The sequence below is a fragment of the Serratia sp. CY38905 genome (assembly GCF_052168875.1).
Classification (GTDB): Bacteria; Pseudomonadota; Gammaproteobacteria; order Enterobacterales; family Enterobacteriaceae; genus Serratia; species Serratia sarumanii.
Genome location: NZ_JBJNLV010000002.1, coordinates 521,607 through 538,236, shown reverse-complemented (window position 1 = coordinate 538,236; position 16,630 = coordinate 521,607). Strand labels below are relative to the sequence as shown.

Below are 16,630 nucleotides of genomic sequence, written 5' to 3'. Positions count from 1 at the left end.
GATGTCTCCTCGCGGCCGATCAATGGGCGGCGATATCTTGCAGCGCAATCCATGTGGCCTTCATTTCGCCGTACTGCGGCAAGGCGTGCAGCGACAGATCGCGACCGATGCCGGATTGCTTGAAACCGCCGAACGGCGAAAGAATGTCGCGCGTCAGGAAATGGTTGACCCACACGGTACCGGCCTCGAGTTGCCGCGCGACGCGGTGCACCTTGGCGATGTCTGGCGTCCAGAAGCCGACGGTCAGGCCGTATTCGCTGTCATTCGCCAGTTGAATGGCTTGCTCCTCGTCTTCAAAAGTCATCAACGAGGCGACCGGTCCGAAGATCTCGTTTTGTGAGGCGGTCATCTCCGGCGTGGCGTTGTCGATCAGCGTAGGCGGCAGTACATACCCTCCCGGCAGCAGGGTATTGTCGGCCTGGCCGCCGCTGAGGATGCTTGCGCCTTCAGCGCGTGCCGATTCGATATAGCGCAACACGTTGGCCTGATGTTGAACATCGATCAACGGCCCCATTGCGGTGGCCGGATCCAGCGGATGGCCCGGCTGCCATTTCTTCAACTCTTCCAACAGCAAGGCCAGGAACTGAGCTTTGATGGAAGATTGCACCAGCAGTCGAGTGCCGGAAGCGCACACAGCCCCCTGATTGGCGCAGAACCCCAGCGCGGCGAAGCGCGCCGCGCGTGCCAGATCCGGCGTGTCGGCAAAAATGATGTGCGCATTTTTACCGCCGCCTTCAAGGAAGGTGCGTTTCATGTTTGACTGCCCGGCGTAAATCAGCAGCTGTTTGGCGACTTGCGTGGAGCCGGTAAACGCCATTGCGCGCACCCGGGGGTGCAGCGCCAGCGTTTTGCCTACCTGCGCGCCTCCGGTTACCACGTTGAATACTCCGTCGGGGATACCGGCCTGACGGGTCAGCTCGGCGAAGCGGATACCGGTCAACGGCGCTTTCTCCGACGGTTTGAATACCACCGAGTTGCCCATCGCCAGCGCCGGAGCTATCTTCCAGCATGCGATCATCAGCGGGTTATTCCAGGGCGTCATCACCGCCACCACGCCGAGCGGCGCCAGCGTGATCATGCCATGGAACGCGTCGCCAGTCGGGGCGATTTCACCGGCGATCTTGTCGATCGCTTCGGCGTAATAACGGATGGCGGTCTGTACATCCTGCATGTCCATATCCAGCGATTCGTGGATGGTTTTACCGGTATCCAGGCTTTCCAAGAGTGCCAACTCTTCCTGATGCTGGGCTACCAGATCGGCCAGTCGCAGCAGTGTTGCCTTACGTTGCGCTGGCGTGCGCCGCGCCCAGTCACCGGCTTGGAAAGCCTGTTCCGCGGCAGCCACCGCGTGATTGACCGTGGCTTCATCACAATCGGCGATGTTGGCCAGCGGGCGCCCGTCGATTGGGCTGGCATCGACGAAGGTCATGCCATCGGCTGAATCCTGATACTGACCGGCGATATAGGCTCGGCCTTCAATTTGCAGCCCGGCGGCCTGTTGCCGCCATTGGGCGAAAGTTTTGTTTTGGCTACTCATCTCGGTTCCCTTAGTGGACACCGCTTAGCGGGTGAGCCATTAAACTAGCGGGACGACGGCATTGCGACGAGTGGGCAAACGGCACCACACTGGTAACGGACAAGCACCAATAGATGGCTTATAGTGTGCTAATAACGCGCTGAATTAACGGGAAGCAAAATGGATATGATCAGCGCATTGCGCGTGTTTAACGCCGTCGTGAGCGGTGGCAGTTTCACCACCGCTGCTGAGATGCTCGATCTCTCACGCCCGCGGGTTAGCAAACACATCGCCGAACTGGAACAGCATTTCGGCGTGCGCTTGCTGCAGCGCACGACGCGCTCGATGACGCTGACCGAGGCAGGGCGTGAATGCTATGCCTTCAGTCAGCGCATCACCGCCGAATGCCAGGCGCTGGAGGAGTATATGGGTAATCAAGGGCAACCGGGCGGCACGTTGCGTATCAGCGCGCCGCACCCATACTGCCGCGCCGAGCTGGCGACCATCGTGGCGGCTTATCAACGTCGCTATCCGCGTGTCGCGGTTGAGTTTTGCCTCAGCGATCAGTTGGTCAACCTCATTGAGCAGGGCATCGACGTGGCGATCCGCGTGGCCAATTTGTCAGACTCCACTCTGGTGGCGCGCCGGTTGTGCGACATTCCGCGGATTCTCTGCGCCTCGCCCGACTATTTGGCGAAACATGGCGCACCCACCTCACCGCAAACGTTGCGCGACCACAACTGCCTGATGTATTCATTGTTGCCGCGTACGGAACAATGGGAATATCTAGATGCGCAGGGCCGAGCGGTAGAAGTACCGGTGTTCGGCACGCTGCGCGCCAACAGCGGCGATGCGCTGCTAGCCAGCGCGCTTGAAGGCCGGGGCATTATCCTTGAACCGGAGTTCGTGGTCAGGGAAGCGCTGGCCGCCGGCGCGCTGGTCAGGGTGATGGCAGAATACGTCTGGACCAGTCGTTCACTGTATGTGCTGTATGTTAACCGGCGCTACCTGCCGGTTAACATACGCAGTTTCGTGGACTTCCTGGCAGAATATTATCAGCGTGCGGCGTTCTCCCCCGGAGGCTGATCGCTTTCGGGGGAACACTGAGCGGCCTCGGTAATCAAAGCCCGAGCCGCATGTTCATCCGCGAGCATCTCCAACAGCAACAGATTGAGCCGCGCCAGAAACAGCGCCAGCGCTTCACCGGTGAAACGACCGGCAGTCTGTTCGAAATGGCGATAGATCTCATCGCGTTGACGGTCGTTCAGCTCAGCGTTCATCGGTATTCTCCTCGTAGCCACTTGGGTTACCACAGGCGCGCAGCAATGCCTGCTCAATCTGTTGGGTCATGGCCGTTTCGTCTCGCCCCCAACGCCAACACACGTGGCCATCCGGCCGAATCAAATACAGGGCGCCTTGCGCCGTGCTGTAAGCGGTATGCAGCCGCCCGTGTGGATCCTCCACGTCACCGGCATCGCCGTGACGTGGATGCCCCGGCAAACCGACGGTGACGATGCGCAGTGGATAACGCGCCTGCAACGCCTGTGCCGGTGGTGTTGTTTCACCATATTCCTCTTGCGCCGGGAAGCGCAGCAGGGTGAAGCAGCGCGCATCGAGTAGCCCAGTCAAGGCCTGAGGGCGCTCATCCCGTAACAGCGGATACTCGGTCAGCACCGCACCCACTGCCGGCCCAGGCAAATCACCGTTCGTCGGGGTATTTAGCGATGAGTCCGCATAACGGATGCTGTGGGTCTGGCGCGGATTGATCAGCGACGAAAATTGCGGATGACGGGCCGCCAGCGACAGCACTGCGTTGCGTAGCGTGGCGCCGCCGGGCGTAGAGGGGCACATGAACTCCGCGCTGCGGCTTGCGCTATCGGCATTTTCGCGCCAGGCGCCGCGGCGTTCGTGGGAGTAGCTGTCCAGAAGATGTTCCGGCGCACGCCCTTGCAGAACATAGGCCAACTTCCACCCCAGGTTGTAGGCGTCGTCCAGGCCGCCGTTGAGACCGCGCACGCCGAAGATCGGCACAACGTGTGCCGCATCGCCAACGAATAACACCCGACCGTGGCGGTACTCATCCAACGACAGCGCCTTGGCGTTGTACATGCTGATCCAGATCGGTCGCCATTTTCCCGTTTCGCCGACCATCTTCAGAAAGTCTTCCACGACCGGCAGCACGTTTTCCGGTTTCAGCCCCTCTTCGTCGCTGACGTTGTCCTCCAGCAGGTAGTCGATGCGCCAAATGTTGTCGGGCTGGCGATGCATCCACATCGGTCCGGGGCGGAGCGGCGTTTCGAACCAGACCCGGCGCTCTGCCGGCGTTTCGCTTTCCAGTTCGATATCAATGATGGCGAAACGGCCTTTGTGCGCCCGGCCTTGCATATGCAATCCCAGTTGTTCCCGCATACGGCTGCGGCCGCCATCGCAGGCGAGCAGCCATTCGGTTTCGAGTCGATAATCAACGCCCGCCGCCTGCACCGACACGCTGACCCCATCGTGTGACGAGACGATGCGTTGCACCTCCGAGCCCCAGCGAATTTCGATCAAATCGTCATTGCGCATCGCTTCATCCAGCAGGAACTGCTCGATGTAGTACTGCTGCAAATTGATCATTGCCGGAAATTGCTGGTTGTCATCCAGCAGCATGTCGAACTGCATCACCTGTTCACCCTGATAAAAGCTGCGGCCGCGCGTCCAGGCTAACCCTTTGTCGATAAAGGCGTCGGCCACGCCAAGTTTATCGAGGATCTCGAGGCTGCGCCGTGAGATACAGGCCGCCCGGCTGCCGATGCATACCTGAGTGTCGTTTTCCAGGATCAGCGAGGCGACGCCTTGCCGCGCCAGCGCCAATGCGGTGGCCAGACCGACCGGCCCACCGCCGACAATCGTTACCTGATGGCGATGCGTCTCGCGATCGCCCTCCCGCGGCGGTAACCGAGCCGGGTATTGTTGATAATGAAATTCGCCAATCACGTTATCGGGTTGCATCATCTGTCTCCTTATCGCACTGTCACTCGTTTGCCGGCGCTACCAGCGAGCTGAAAGAATGGCGCGCTACGCCGGCCTGGATCGGCATCACCCAGTCGGGTAATTGTTGGGTGATCTCTACGTCTCTCAGCACCAGTTGATCGAGGAAATCGCCGAGATGCTCCATCGCCTCCGGACGCGCGTCGTGCAACACCATCACCGTCCAGGCTTGGCTGGCGACGTCCTCCAGCGCACGCGCTACCCAGGCGTGGGTCGGCAGTTCCCAGTCGCGCGGCACTGAATTCCACAGTACCAGGGTAAAACCCTGCTGCTGCAGAACCTCGATGGCTTCTTGGTTCAGCACGTGAGGCCCGAGAATGCCTTTGCCGGCATAGGGGCGAAACAGCGGGGGCGATTCGCCGTAGGCGCCGAGCCGGGCTTGTCCTTCGACAATCTCATAGCGAGCGAAGCCCGGGGCGCCCAACCCCAAAGGCAGCGAGTGAGTCAGGGTATGAATGCCGACGCGGTGTCCGGCCTGTTTGACGGCGGCGACTAGCGCCTCGCCGCCTTCTGCGGCGATCTTCTCGCCGATGGGGAAGAAGTTAGCCAGAATTCGACGTTCTGCCAGCGTTTTCAGTACCAGCGGGGTGCCCACCGGATGGGGGCCGTTGTCAAACGTCAGCGTCAGTTTTTTATGCATTATTTCGCTCCTCGAGGCTTGCCAGCATCATATCGACCGCGCGTTCCGCCACCATGATGGTTGGCGCATTGGTATTGCCTGCCGGAATGCGTGGGAACACCGAGGCATCCGCGATGCGAACGCCGCTAATGCCGCGCAAACACAGTTTTAAATCCACGACTGAATCCGCCGGTTCGGCACCCATACGACACGTGCCGATGGGGTGGTACTCGGTTTTCCCGTGTTGGCGCACGAACTCTGCCAACTGTTCATCGCTGCGCTGATCCGGCGTCGGCAGCAGCACACGGTCGATCACATTGGCTAATGCAGGCGCCTGAAAGAGCCGTAATCCCAAATGCACCGCCCTGATTTGCGCGGCGACGTCCGCTTCCTCGGCCAGATAATTAAGACGAATATCCGGCAACGAACGCGGGTTGCTGTCCCGCAGCCGTACTTCACCACGTGCGAGTGGCCGCAGGTGGGCCAGCTTCAGCGAGACTGCATGCTGGCACTGAGCCTGTCGGCCTTTGTCGTCCACGTTGTCTGCCGCCGCCAGCCCCATGAGTTGCACGTCAGGACGTTCATCATCGCCGGTGGCGAAAAAGCCACCGCACTCCAGCAGATTGGAGGCGCAAATGCCGCGTTTGAACAGCAGCCATTCCAGGCCGTTCGCCAGCGCTTTGACGCCCTTGTCTTGTCCGAGCAGGCTGATGGGCTGTTTCAAGGTGGCGATGACGGAGAAGTGCAGGTGATCCTGCAAGCGTTGGCCGACCAGGGGGCTGTCGAGTGTGGGTTTTATGCCGACCTCGCGCAAATGCTCTGCCGGGCCGATGCCGGACTGCATCAACAGCTTTGGCGTGCCGATGGCGCCGGCGCACAGCACGATCTCGCGAGCCGCCATTGCCTGCCGGTGTTTGCCGTCAGCATCGACGTAGGCAACGCCCACGGCGCGATCGCGCTCTAACAGCAGGCGCTCCACCTGAACGCCGGTCATTACGTGAAGATGGGGCCGGCGGCGCATCGGCGTCAGATAGGCCGTGGCGGTGCTGCAGCGTTGCCCCTGAAAGGTGGTCGTTTGATAAAAACCGATGCCCTGTTGCTGCTTACCGTTGAAATCCAGGGAATAGGGATAGCCCAGCTCTTGTCCTGCTTTGACGATGGCATAGCTCAGCGGGTGGCGGTAACCGGAGTCGCTGACTTTGAGATGGCCGCGATCGCCGTGGTATTCATCGTGCAGGCTCTGGTTGCACTCCGCTTTGATAAAATAGGGCAGTACATCGCGGTACCCCCAGCCGGTGCAGCCATCGAGCTGCTCCCAGTCATCGTAGTCCTGCGCATGGCCGCGCACATACAGCTGTCCGTTCACCGAGCTGCCGCCGCCTAATACGCGCCCTTGCGGTATGCCCATTGCCCGATGGTTCATATAGGGTTCATCGTCGCTTTGGTAGGGCCAAATCAGCTTGCCGACGATCTCCGGAAAACCGGCCGGCATTCGGATGAACAGGTTTTTGTCTTCCTGCCCGGCCTCTAGCAGCAGAATGCGCGCGGAGGTTTTTTCCGCCAGCAAACCGGCGATTACGCAACCGGCGGAACCGCCGCCCACCACAATATAGTCATATCGTTCGTTCTCTTGCATGCGCTCTCCCTGAAGTGGGGTGATAGTGAAAATGCCAGAAATACGAAAAAATATATTTTTTATAATAAAGAATATTTTTTGTTGATGTCTATATTTTTTATCGCTAGCATGACATTTAAGCAACATCACCATGCTCAGCGATGGGCTTATCTGGCGACAGGAGAGAGCGGTTATGGATATGAAGCTGGCGGATAAACACGCTCTGGTTTGCGCGTCCAGCAGCGGTTTGGGGTATGCTTGCGCCGCCGCGCTGTTAAAAGAAGGGGCGAGCGTCTGGATCAATGGGCGCAATGCGCAGCGGCTGGAGGCGGCACGGCAACGACTCCAGGCCGAAATCGGCGGGCAAGTGCAGGCGGTGGTCGCCGATATCACCACGCAAGAAGGCCGTGCGGCCCTGCTGGCCGCCTGTCCGGACGCCGATATTCTGGTCAATAACAATGCTGGTCCAGAGCCGGGCAACTTCTTCGATTTCGATGAACACGCGTGGCTTGACGCGCTGCAAGGAAATCTGCTTGCTGCGCTGATGTTGATCCGCGCGCTGGCGCCGGGAATGCGGGCGCGTAAATTCGGCCGCATCATCAATATTACGTCGGCGATGGTCAGCACGCCGCGTGCCCACATGACGCTGTCTGCCGCCTCGCGCGCCGGCCTGACGGCGGCCTGCAAGGGGTTGTCGCGCGAGTTCGTCGCCGATAATGTCACGATCAACAATCTGTTGCCCGAGCGTTTCGATACGCCGCGTCAACAGCAGATGGCGCATATCGCCATGGAACAACGCGGTATCACCTTTCAACAGGCGCGGCAGAGCCAGATAGACTCCATTCCTGCCGGGCGCATGGGATTGCCGCAGGAGTTCGGCGCCGCCTGCGTCTACCTGTGCAGCGAGATGAGCGGGTACATGACCGGACAAAACATGCACCTGGATGGCGGTGCCTATCCCGCCCTGTTATAGCGAAGCAACCAAAAGAGAGGGCAATGAACATGAAATCCACGGAAAGCCCGCTGCAGCAACAGGGGGAGTTCAAGAGCCTGAGCGGCGCTGCGGTGGCATTGATCCGTCGCCGCATTATCGATGGGCAGTATCAACCCGGCAGCAAGCTGGTGATCGGCAATATTTCCGCCGAACTGGACATCAGCCCCGGCCTGGTGCGCGAAGCGCTGTCGCGGTTGGTGACCGAAGGCTTGGTGATCGCCCATGAACAGCGGGGATTCCGGGCCAGCGAGGTGTCGTTGAAGGAGCTGCAGGACATTACCGCCAACCGGCAAATGATCGAAACTCACGCGCTGCGGCTATCTATCGCCAACGGCGACGCCGAATGGGAGGCAGGGATCGTCGCCGCGTTTCACCGCCTCAAACGCAGCCCGCGTCTGGAAAATGAGGGGCAAACGCACGCCTGGAGCCAGCTTCACTATGCGTTTCATCGCAGCCTGCTGATGGCCTGCGGTTCACCGTGGATGCTGCGTTTTTCCGATCTGTTGTTCGATCAGTCTGAACGTTATCGCCGCTTGCGTTTTGGCTATGAACTGGCCGGCGCAGTGCCGGAGCGGGATGTGGACGGCGAGCATCAGGCGATTATGGACGCCACGCTGGCGCGCGACACGGATCGAGCGATCGAACTGTTGGCCCGGCACTATCAAGATACCGCGCAGCGAATTATTGAACAGACGGACAACCCCGCTCTCACCGGTGGCTCCCCACGTTAGGAGATCCCATGCGAATCGTCAGTTTTATTGCCAATGGGCGCACCGGTTACGGCCTGCTGCGCGGAGAAAATGAGATTGTGGACGGCAGCGCCATACTGCCTTACCCCGATGTTCGCAATGCGCTGGCCGCCGGTGGCATTGAGGCGTTTGCACCGCTGCGCGACGCGCCGGCCAGCCTGAAGGCCGATGAGGTGAGCTGGCTGCCGCCGATCGTCAATCCGGAGAAGATCTTGTGCGTCGGCCTCAACTATCGCCCACATCTGCGGGAAACGGGCCGCGAAGCACCCGGCCATCCGACGCTGTTTCTGCGGTTGCCCGCCTCGCAGGTCGGTCAGGGGCAGCCGCTGCTAATCCCGACGGAATCGGCGCAGCTTGATTATGAAGGCGAGTTGGCGGTGGTGATCGGCCAGGGCGGGCGCCGCATAGCCGAACGCGACGCCATGCGCCATGTCGCCGGTTATGCCTGTTATAACGACGGCAGCGTGCGCGACTGGCAGCGCCACAGTTCGCAGTTTACCGCCGGCAAGAACTTCAGCGGCACCGGCGCCTTCGGCCCATGGTTGCTGAGCGCCGATCGCATTCCTGAACCGAGCGCGCTGCAGTTGGAAACCCGCGTCAACGGCGAGGTTATGCAGCAGGCATCGCTGGCGGAACTGATCTTCTCTATTCCGGCGTTGATCGCATACTGTTCGACCTTTACCACGCTGGCGCCAGGCGACGTTCTGGTAACCGGCACGCCCGGTGGCGTAGGCGCTTTCCGTCAGCCGCCTGTCTGGCTACAGGCCGGCGATCGGGTCGAGGTGGCGATCGCCGGCCTGGGCACGCTCAGCAATCCGGTCATGCACGATACCGGCGCCTGACGGCGCTTGCTAGCCCCCGATGAAACAGGAGGAGTACGATGGCTGATATTAACATTCTGCCGCAGGTTTCCGCCTTTTTGGCGCAGGATCATGGACAATTTATTGATGGGCAGTATCGAGCGACGCCCAACGTAGAGCGTTTGCCGGTGGTGAATCCGGCTAACGGCAGGACGATAGCCGATGTGGCTGCGGCTTCTGCCGACGACGTGGATCGGGCACTGGAGAGCGCCGGGCGTGCGTTGCAGGGAGACTGGGGCCGCTGTCTTCCCGCGCAACGCCAGCAAATTTTACTGCGCCTTGCCGATCTACTCGAGGCGCATCGCGAGGAGTTTGCTCAACTGGAGACCTTAACCAATGGCAAACTGATCGGCGACGCGCGTCGCTTCGAGGTTGACCATACCTGCGTTTTTATCCGCTATTACGCAGGCTGGGCCACTAAGCTGCATGGCGAGACGCTGGCGCCGTCCATCCCTTCGTTCGCTGGCGAGCAGTACACCGCCATGACCTACCGGGAGCCAGTCGGGGTGGTGGCGGCGATCGTGCCCTGGAACTTCCCGTTGATGATCGCCATCTGGAAAATCGCCGCCGCGCTTTGCACCGGCTGCTGCATTGTGGTCAAACCGAGTGAGTTCGCACCATTGACGCTGCTGCGTCTCGCTGAGCTGGCTCATCAGGCCGGCGTGCCCGCAGGGGTATTTAATGTGGTCAACGGCGGACGTCAGGTCGGGCAGTGGCTGATAGAACATCCGCGCGTCAACAAAGTCAGTTTCACCGGTTCCGTGCCTGCCGGTATCGCTATCGGTCAGGCGGCGCTCAAAGCCGATCTGACCCGCGTGACGCTGGAACTGGGCGGCAAAAATCCGGCGGCATTTCTCGCCGACGTCGATGCCGAGCGGGCAGTAGACGGCATCATGCTCGCCGGGCTGGTGCATCAGGGGCAGGTTTGCTCGTCCGCCGAGCGCTTTTATATCCACGCATCGCGCTTCGACGAAATCGTCGAGCGGGTAATCGCACGCGTCGAAACGCTGCGCATCGGTTCGCCGCTGGATGAAGCGACGCAGTACGGGCCGCTGGCCAACCAACCGCATTTTGCCCGCATGCAGGCGCTGTTCGAACGGGCACGGCAGGGCGGCCAGGTGTTGAGCGGTGGGCAGGCGCTGGTGGGGGACGGGTTTTACGTCACGCCGACGGTGATCCGCGCCAACGGGCATGACGATCCGCTGATGCGAGAAGAGGCCTTTGCCGGCGTGCTGAGTTTCATGCCGTTCGATGATGAAGAACAACTGCTGCAGTGGATGAATGACAGCGCCTACGGTCTGTCCGCCAGTCTCTGGACCAATGATTTCAGCAAAGCACTGCGCCTGATGCGGCGCATTGAGGCGGGCATGGTGTGGATCAACTCGCACACCATCATGGATCCGGCCGTACCGTTCGGTGGCTGGAAGGCTTCCGGCATCGGTCGTGAATTCGGCAGCGCGTTCATTGAGTCCTACACCGAGCTGAAATCCGTCATCATGTGCTACTGAGCTCCTCGGAACCGGGGCCGTGTGCCCCTAAGGAACGGTAATGAGCCGAATACCGGTTACCCAGTATGATCCGCCATTCGCCATCACACGCGCAAGCCATCTGGTGTTGACCTCGCAAGACCTGGCCGCCAGCGAGCGGTTTTACACCCAGGTAGCAGGCATGGTGTTGACTCACAAGGACGATCGCCATCTGTATCTGCGCGGTTTGGAAGAGGCCTGTCATCACAGTTTGGTGATCGCCTACAGCAAAGCGGAGCCGCACTGCGAGCGCATTGGCCTACGGGTGTTTCAGGAAAAGGATCTGGCTGCGGCCAAGCGGTTTTTGGATCAGCAAGGCCTTGATAATCACTGGGCGGAGGTGCCGTTTCAGGGGCTCACCCTGCATTTCACCGATCCGGTAGGCACACCGATTGAACTTTGCGCCAGTATGCCGGTGATGCCGCGCTTGCACCATCAGGTGCATTTGTACCGCGGCGGCAGCGCCCAACGGCTGGACCATTTCCAGCTGCATACACCCTATGTGCAGCGGGCGGCCGAATTTTATATGACGCAGTTGGGATTTCGCGCCTCGGACATTTATATGAACGAGCAAGGGATGGGTGCCGCCTTTTTGCAACGCAAGGGCAATACGCAGGATTTGGTGTATCTGCATGGGCCGGGGCCGCGTTTGCATCACTTCGGCTATACCATTCCCGATTCGCAGGAGATCCTGCGCGCCTGCGATACCGCCGGCAACCTGGGGTTCGGTGACGCGGTGGAGCGTGGGCCGGGCCGACACGGTATGGGGCACGTGCTGTTCGTCTATCTGCGCGATCCTGACGGGCACCGCCTCGAGCTGCATAACACGCCGTATCAGATGATCGATATCGAGCTGGGGACTAATCTGCTTGAGGCGGATCAACGCCAGCAACTGTTGCCCTGGGGGCTGCCGCCGCAGCGCAAATGGGTAGCGGAAGCCAGCACGTTTGCCGGCGCGGCGATCGAGCATCCTTCAGGCGGCGGCTATCCGCTGGTGCTGGAAGAGTACCTGTCGCGTATTTGAGGGAATAAAAAAGCCGATAACGCAAGTTATCGGCTTGAGTGGCACACTGCGCGACGTTACGCCGGCAGCTGCTGCGCGGTTTTCTCGACCAGCGCCAGCAACAGCTTGATGTCTTCCAGCGTCACGATCGGGTTCAGCAACGTCATCTTCAGGCAGGTTACGCCATCGAACTCGGTCACGCCGACGTTGGCGCGGCCCGATTCCAGCAGGGCGTCGCCGATGCGCTGGTTGAACAAGGCGACGGCCGCGTCGCCGTTCGCCGCCAGCTGCGCCGGACGGTAGCGGAACAGCACGCTGGCCAGCTGCGGCTGCATCACCAGTTCCAGCGATTCCTGATCGGCGATGTAACGCGCTACCTGTTGCGCCAGCGTCACGCCATGATCGATGATCTCGGCGTATTGCTTCTGCCCCAGCGCCTCCAGCCCCATCCACAGCTTCAACGCATCGAAGCGGCGGGTGGTCTGCAGCGACTTGGACACCAGGTTCGGCACGCCTTGCGCTTCGTCGAACTCGGAGTTCAGGTAGGCCGCCTGATAGCGCATCAGCTCATAGTGGCGCTCGTCTTTCAGCAAGAAGGCGCCGCAGCTGATGGTCTGGAAGAACTGCTTGTGGAAGTCCAGGGTAATGGAGTCCACCAGTTCCAGGCCGTCGAGGTAGTCGCGGTACTGCTCGGAAAGCAGCAGCGCGCCGCCCCAGGCCGCATCCACGTGCACCCAAATCTGCTGCTGCGCCGCCAGCCGCGCGATGTCGCGCAGCGGGTCAATGGCGCCGGCGTCGGTGGTGCCGGCGGTGGCGACAATCGCCATCACCTGCTCGCCGTTGGCCTTGGCCTGCGCCAGTTTTTCCGCCAGATCGTTCACGTCCATACGGGCGAAGCGATCGGTTTTCACCAGGGTGACGGATTGATAGCCGAGGCCCATCAGCGCCATGTTCTTCTGCACCGAGAAGTGGGCATTTTCAGAACAGAACACCTTCAGCTTGCGCAGATCGCCCACCAGGCCGTCCTGCTGCACGGAGTGGCCCTGACGCGCGAAGAATGCATCGCGCGCCAGCATCAGCCCCATCAGGTTGCTCTGGGTGCCGCCGCTGGTGAACACCCCGGCGTCGCCGGGCTGGTAACCAACCTGGGCGCGCAGCCATTCGATCAGCTTCATTTCGATCAGCGTGGCCGACGGGCTCTGATCCCAGGAATCCATGCTCTGGTTGGTGGCGTTGATCAGCACTTCGGCGGCCTGGCTTATCACCAGGCTCGGGCAGTGCAGGTGCGCCACGCACTGCGGGTGGTGCACCGACAGGCTGTCTTTCAAAAAGTACTCGATGGCGCGATCGATCGCCGCCTGGTTGCCCAGGCCTTGCGGGGTGAAGTCGAGCTTGATGCGCTCGCGCAGTTCGGCCACGCTTTTGCCCTGATACATCTCGGGCTGTTGCAGCCACTGCACGACGGCTTCACTGCTCTGCGCGATCGCCTGGCGGTAAGCCTCGGCGCTGTGCGCCGAGGAAGCCAGAATCGGGTTTAACTTGGACATCGCGGTCATTCGCTCCAATCAGACTGGCTTGACGCCGGCGGCCAACAGCGCCTGCTCAAATTTATCCAGGAAAATACCCAGCTCATCGTTGGTGATCAGCAGGGAAGGCAACAGACGCAGCACGCAGCCATTGCGCCCGCCGCGCTCCAGGATCAAACCGGATTCGAAGCACTTTTTCTGCAGCAACGCGGACAGCTCGCCATCGGCCGGGTAGCAGCCCATGTGATCCTGCGCTTCGTTCGGCTTGACGATCTCGATGCCGATCATCAGGCCCAGACCGCGGACGTGACCGATCACCGGATACCGTTTCTGCAGCTCGGCCAGTTTGCCTTTCAGCCATTCGCCCTGCGCGGCCACTTTGTCGGCGACCTGGTGCTCTTTCAGGTATTGCAGGGTGGTCAGGCCGGTGGCCATCGCCAGCTGGTTGCCGCGGAAGGTGCCGGTGTGGTGACCCGGTTCCCAGGCGTCGAACTCTTTCTTGATGCCCAGCACCGCGAGCGGCAAGCCGCCGCCGACCGCTTTCGACATAACGATGATGTCCGGCTCGATGCCCGCGTGTTCGAAGGCGAACAGCTTGCCCGTACGGGCGAAACCGGCCTGAACTTCGTCGATGATCAGCAGAATGCCATGCTCCTGCGTCACTTTGCGGATGCGCTGCAGCCACTCGGCCGGCGCCGGGTTAACGCCGCCTTCGCCCTGAACGGCTTCCAGGATCACCGCCGCCGGTTTGCGCACGCCGCTTTCCACGTCGTTGATCAGGTTGTCGAAGTAGTAGGTCAGCGCCTTGACGCCGGCTTCGCCGCCGATGCCCAGCGGGCAGCGGTATTCATGCGGGTAAGGCATGAACTGCACTTCCGGCATCATGCCGTTGATCGCCGCCTTCGGCGACAGGTTGCCGGTGACCGACAGCGCGCCGTGGGTCATGCCGTGATAGCCGCCGGAGAAGCTGATCACGCCGGAACGGCCGGTGTGCTTTTTCGCCAGCTTCAGCGCGGCTTCCACCGCATCGGCGCCGGACGGGCCGCAGAACTGCAGGCAATATTCTTTGCCTTCGCCCGGCAACAGAGAGAGCAGGTAATCGGAGAAACGATCTTTTAACGGGGTCGTGAGATCGAGAGTATGTAACGGCAAGCCGCTGGTAATGACATTTTGGATGCTTTGCAGGACGTCGGGGTGATTATGTCCAAGAGCCAACGTTCCCGCCCCGGCCAGGCAATCAAGATATTGATTATTCTCAACATCAGTGATCCAAACGCCCTGGGCTTTCGCAATTGCCAACGGCAATTTGCGCGGATAACTCCTAACATTCGACTCAAATTCGGCTTGGCGCGCCAAATAGGTTTCATTGTTTCCGTTTAATGAGTTTGCAACTAAAGTATCAATACGGACTTTATCCGTCATCATATCTCTCCTACAACCGAAGGTCTCAAGACGCAACGATTGAATTAATGAATTAGAAAAGTAACTGCCTTGTGAAAAGCGCGACCAATATATGGCTTTTTCGCCTGGGACTCAATAGCCGATTTTGTTTTGAATTGTTTAGTTTTTTCTTAGGCTCATCAATATGTTGTTGATTTGTTGACCGTTGGTTTTGCCGGCAAAAAACAACATTTCTTTAACATTGCGTAAAAATGCTTTTCTGCTTTCCTTTAGCTGCTTCTTTAATGCATTTATTATTAAGGTGAATTTCCGATTAATAACATAAATAGAAAATAGCGGCTTATTTTCATCTATTCACCACCTTAAGTCCTAAAGCGGTTATATACACAAAATTTGTGATGAATATAAGCAGCCGAGCGTTAAAAGCGCAGTATCCAGAGCGGTGATTTCTTGCAGATTTTACGTAGCGCGATCAAAAAAGCGGGATTTTTGTGCGGCCGCCGGCGTGTCTGCCGGCGCCGCGGTCATTAACGTTGCCGTAACCAGGCGTGGTAACGCTGCAGGATACGGCGGGTACGCCACTGATCGACGACCAGCGTGAACAGCGGCGAGTAGCGCACATTGCGCGGCCGATCGTCACTCAACGCGCGCATCCGGCGCTTGACCAACGCCATGCGGGCGAGCGACGCCATCACCTTGCTGCGCCAGGTGATCGGGGCAGGCAGCGCATGGGGGGCCGCGCCGGTTTGCCAGCGCCGCGGCAGATCGGGCATTTCCGCCATGGCGGTAGCGATGCCGACGACCGCGACGCCGCTGTCCAGCACCCGCTGCGCCACCGACGGGCGGGCGATGCCGCCGGTGGTCATCACCGGCATGCGCGCGACGGCGGCAAGATCGCGGGCGAAGGTCAGAAAATAGGCTTCGCGCGCCAGAGTGCGGCCGTCCGCCGTGTCGCCTTGCATCGCCGGGCTTTCGTAGCTGCCGCCGGACAGTTCGATCAGATCGACCGGCAACTCGTTCAACATCAGCACCACCTGGCGGGCATCGTCCGATGAAAAACCGCCGCGCTGGAAATCGGCGGAGTTCAGTTTGACCGCCACGCAAAATTCCGGCGAGACGCGCTCGCGCACCGCACGCACTACCTCCAGCAGCAACCGGGCGCGGTTCGCCAACTCGCCGCCCCAGCGATCGTTGCGCTGGTTGGTCAGCGGCGAGAGAAACTGGGAAATCAGATAGCCGTGCGCCGCGTGGATCTCCACGCCGGTAAAACCGGCCTGTTCGGCGGCGTGCGCGCTGGCGGCGAAGCGCGCGATCACCTCGGCGATCTGCGTTTCATCCATCGCCTGCGGCTGGGCGAACAGCTTGCTGTGCTTGCCCATAGCCAGCGGGATGGCGGAGGGCGCCCACGCGTTACCGCCCATGTTCGCCATCACCTGCCGGCCCGGGTGGTTAAGCTGCATCCACACCTGCGCGCCGCCCTGGCGCGCGGCCTTGGCCCAGGTTTCGAACGGGGCGAGCGGCGTGTCCTGTTCCAGCACCACGCCGCCGGGGCCGGTCATGGCGCGGCCGTCGATCATCACGTTGCCGGTGATGATCAAGCCGGCGCCGCCTTCGGCCCAGTAGCGGTATAAGCGCCACAGCGCCGGGCCGGGCAATTGGCCCGGGGCGGCCAGATTTTCTTCCATCGCCGCCTTGGCCAGACGGTTGGATAAACGGCTGCCGTTGGGCAGTGTCAGTGGGGTAAACATCGGTTTGCGCTCCTGTCGTACGGGGAATGGCGCTATACTAGGT

At 60.5% G+C, this 16,630-nt stretch carries 14 protein-coding genes; 6 read left to right on the top strand and 8 right to left on the bottom strand.

From position 1 onward, the window contains the following. Window positions 1-19: 19 nt before the first annotated feature. The gene (locus ACJ8MK_RS09220) at window positions 20-1,537 is read right to left on the bottom strand and encodes an aldehyde dehydrogenase family protein (RefSeq protein ID WP_033653172.1); all 1,518 of its coding nucleotides are present in this window, start codon (window positions 1,535-1,537) and stop codon (window positions 20-22) included. Between the two features lie 159 nt (window positions 1,538-1,696). Between ACJ8MK_RS09220 and ACJ8MK_RS09215 the strand changes: the two genes are divergently transcribed. Continuing rightward, window positions 1,697-2,602 carry a LysR family transcriptional regulator gene (locus ACJ8MK_RS09215; protein ID WP_033653171.1) on the top strand — a complete coding sequence of 302 codons (906 nt, stop codon included), beginning with the start codon at window positions 1,697-1,699 and terminating at the stop codon, window positions 2,600-2,602. Here ACJ8MK_RS09215 and ACJ8MK_RS09210 read toward each other — a convergent pair. The 4 genes from ACJ8MK_RS09210 to ACJ8MK_RS09195 are packed head-to-tail and all read right to left on the bottom strand — an operon-like array spanning window position 2,572 to window position 6,801. Next, window positions 2,572-2,796, bottom strand: coding sequence for a hypothetical protein (locus ACJ8MK_RS09210; RefSeq protein WP_033653170.1), 225 nt, complete (start codon window positions 2,794-2,796; stop codon window positions 2,572-2,574). The genes ACJ8MK_RS09215 and ACJ8MK_RS09210 overlap by 31 nt on opposite strands. Then, the gene (locus tag ACJ8MK_RS09205) at window positions 2,786-4,510 is read right to left on the bottom strand and encodes an FAD-dependent monooxygenase (protein WP_207766358.1); all 1,725 of its coding nucleotides are present in this window, start codon (window positions 4,508-4,510) and stop codon (window positions 2,786-2,788) included. Before ACJ8MK_RS09205 ends, ACJ8MK_RS09210 begins: the two co-directional genes overlap by 11 nt. 19 nt (window positions 4,511-4,529) lie before the next feature. Then, window positions 4,530-5,186, bottom strand: a complete 657-nt coding sequence (locus ACJ8MK_RS09200; RefSeq protein ID WP_033653169.1) for a polysaccharide deacetylase family protein — start codon at window positions 5,184-5,186, stop codon at window positions 4,530-4,532. Beyond that, on the bottom strand, window positions 5,179-6,801 hold the full coding sequence (locus ACJ8MK_RS09195; RefSeq protein ID WP_033653168.1) for a GMC family oxidoreductase: 1,623 nt from the start codon (window positions 6,799-6,801) through the stop codon (window positions 5,179-5,181). Before ACJ8MK_RS09195 ends, ACJ8MK_RS09200 begins: the two co-directional genes overlap by 8 nt. Before the next feature lie 172 nt (window positions 6,802-6,973). Between ACJ8MK_RS09195 and ACJ8MK_RS09190 the strand changes: the two genes are divergently transcribed. Genes ACJ8MK_RS09190 through ACJ8MK_RS09170 form a run of 5 tightly spaced genes read left to right on the top strand, consistent with a single transcriptional unit; the run spans window position 6,974 to window position 11,933 of the window. Then, a complete protein-coding gene (locus ACJ8MK_RS09190) occupies window positions 6,974-7,753 on the top strand; it encodes an SDR family oxidoreductase (RefSeq protein ID WP_033653167.1) in 780 nt (259 codons plus the stop codon). Between the two features lie 23 nt (window positions 7,754-7,776). Continuing rightward, window positions 7,777-8,505 carry a GntR family transcriptional regulator gene (locus ACJ8MK_RS09185; RefSeq protein WP_101455603.1) on the top strand — a complete coding sequence of 243 codons (729 nt, stop codon included), beginning with the start codon at window positions 7,777-7,779 and terminating at the stop codon, window positions 8,503-8,505. Between the two features lie 8 nt (window positions 8,506-8,513). Beyond that, complete coding sequence (locus ACJ8MK_RS09180; protein ID WP_308414142.1) at window positions 8,514-9,365, top strand: fumarylacetoacetate hydrolase family protein; 852 nt, start codon at window positions 8,514-8,516, stop codon at window positions 9,363-9,365. A gap of 38 nt (window positions 9,366-9,403) precedes the next feature. After that, window positions 9,404-10,891 carry an aldehyde dehydrogenase family protein gene (locus tag ACJ8MK_RS09175; protein WP_033653165.1) on the top strand — a complete coding sequence of 496 codons (1,488 nt, stop codon included), beginning with the start codon at window positions 9,404-9,406 and terminating at the stop codon, window positions 10,889-10,891. A 40-nt stretch (window positions 10,892-10,931) separates the two neighbouring features. Further along, window positions 10,932-11,933, top strand: a complete 1,002-nt coding sequence (locus ACJ8MK_RS09170) for a VOC family protein (protein WP_442517672.1) — start codon at window positions 10,932-10,934, stop codon at window positions 11,931-11,933. Window positions 11,934-11,989: 56 nt separating this feature from the next. Here the strand turns inward: ACJ8MK_RS09170 and ACJ8MK_RS09165 are convergent, their stop codons facing one another. From ACJ8MK_RS09165 to ACJ8MK_RS09155, 3 genes are all read right to left on the bottom strand, one after another. Next, window positions 11,990-13,459, bottom strand: coding sequence for a pyridoxal phosphate-dependent decarboxylase family protein (locus tag ACJ8MK_RS09165; RefSeq protein WP_033638493.1), 1,470 nt, complete (start codon window positions 13,457-13,459; stop codon window positions 11,990-11,992). An 18-nt stretch (window positions 13,460-13,477) separates the two neighbouring features. Beyond that, entirely contained in the window at window positions 13,478-14,860 is a 1,383-nt protein-coding gene (locus ACJ8MK_RS09160) for a diaminobutyrate--2-oxoglutarate transaminase (RefSeq protein WP_072010260.1), read from the bottom strand. 506 nt (window positions 14,861-15,366) lie between these two features. Continuing rightward, complete coding sequence (locus ACJ8MK_RS09155; protein WP_101426917.1) at window positions 15,367-16,587, bottom strand: NADH:flavin oxidoreductase/NADH oxidase family protein; 1,221 nt, start codon at window positions 16,585-16,587, stop codon at window positions 15,367-15,369. Window positions 16,588-16,630: the final 43 nt, after the last annotated feature.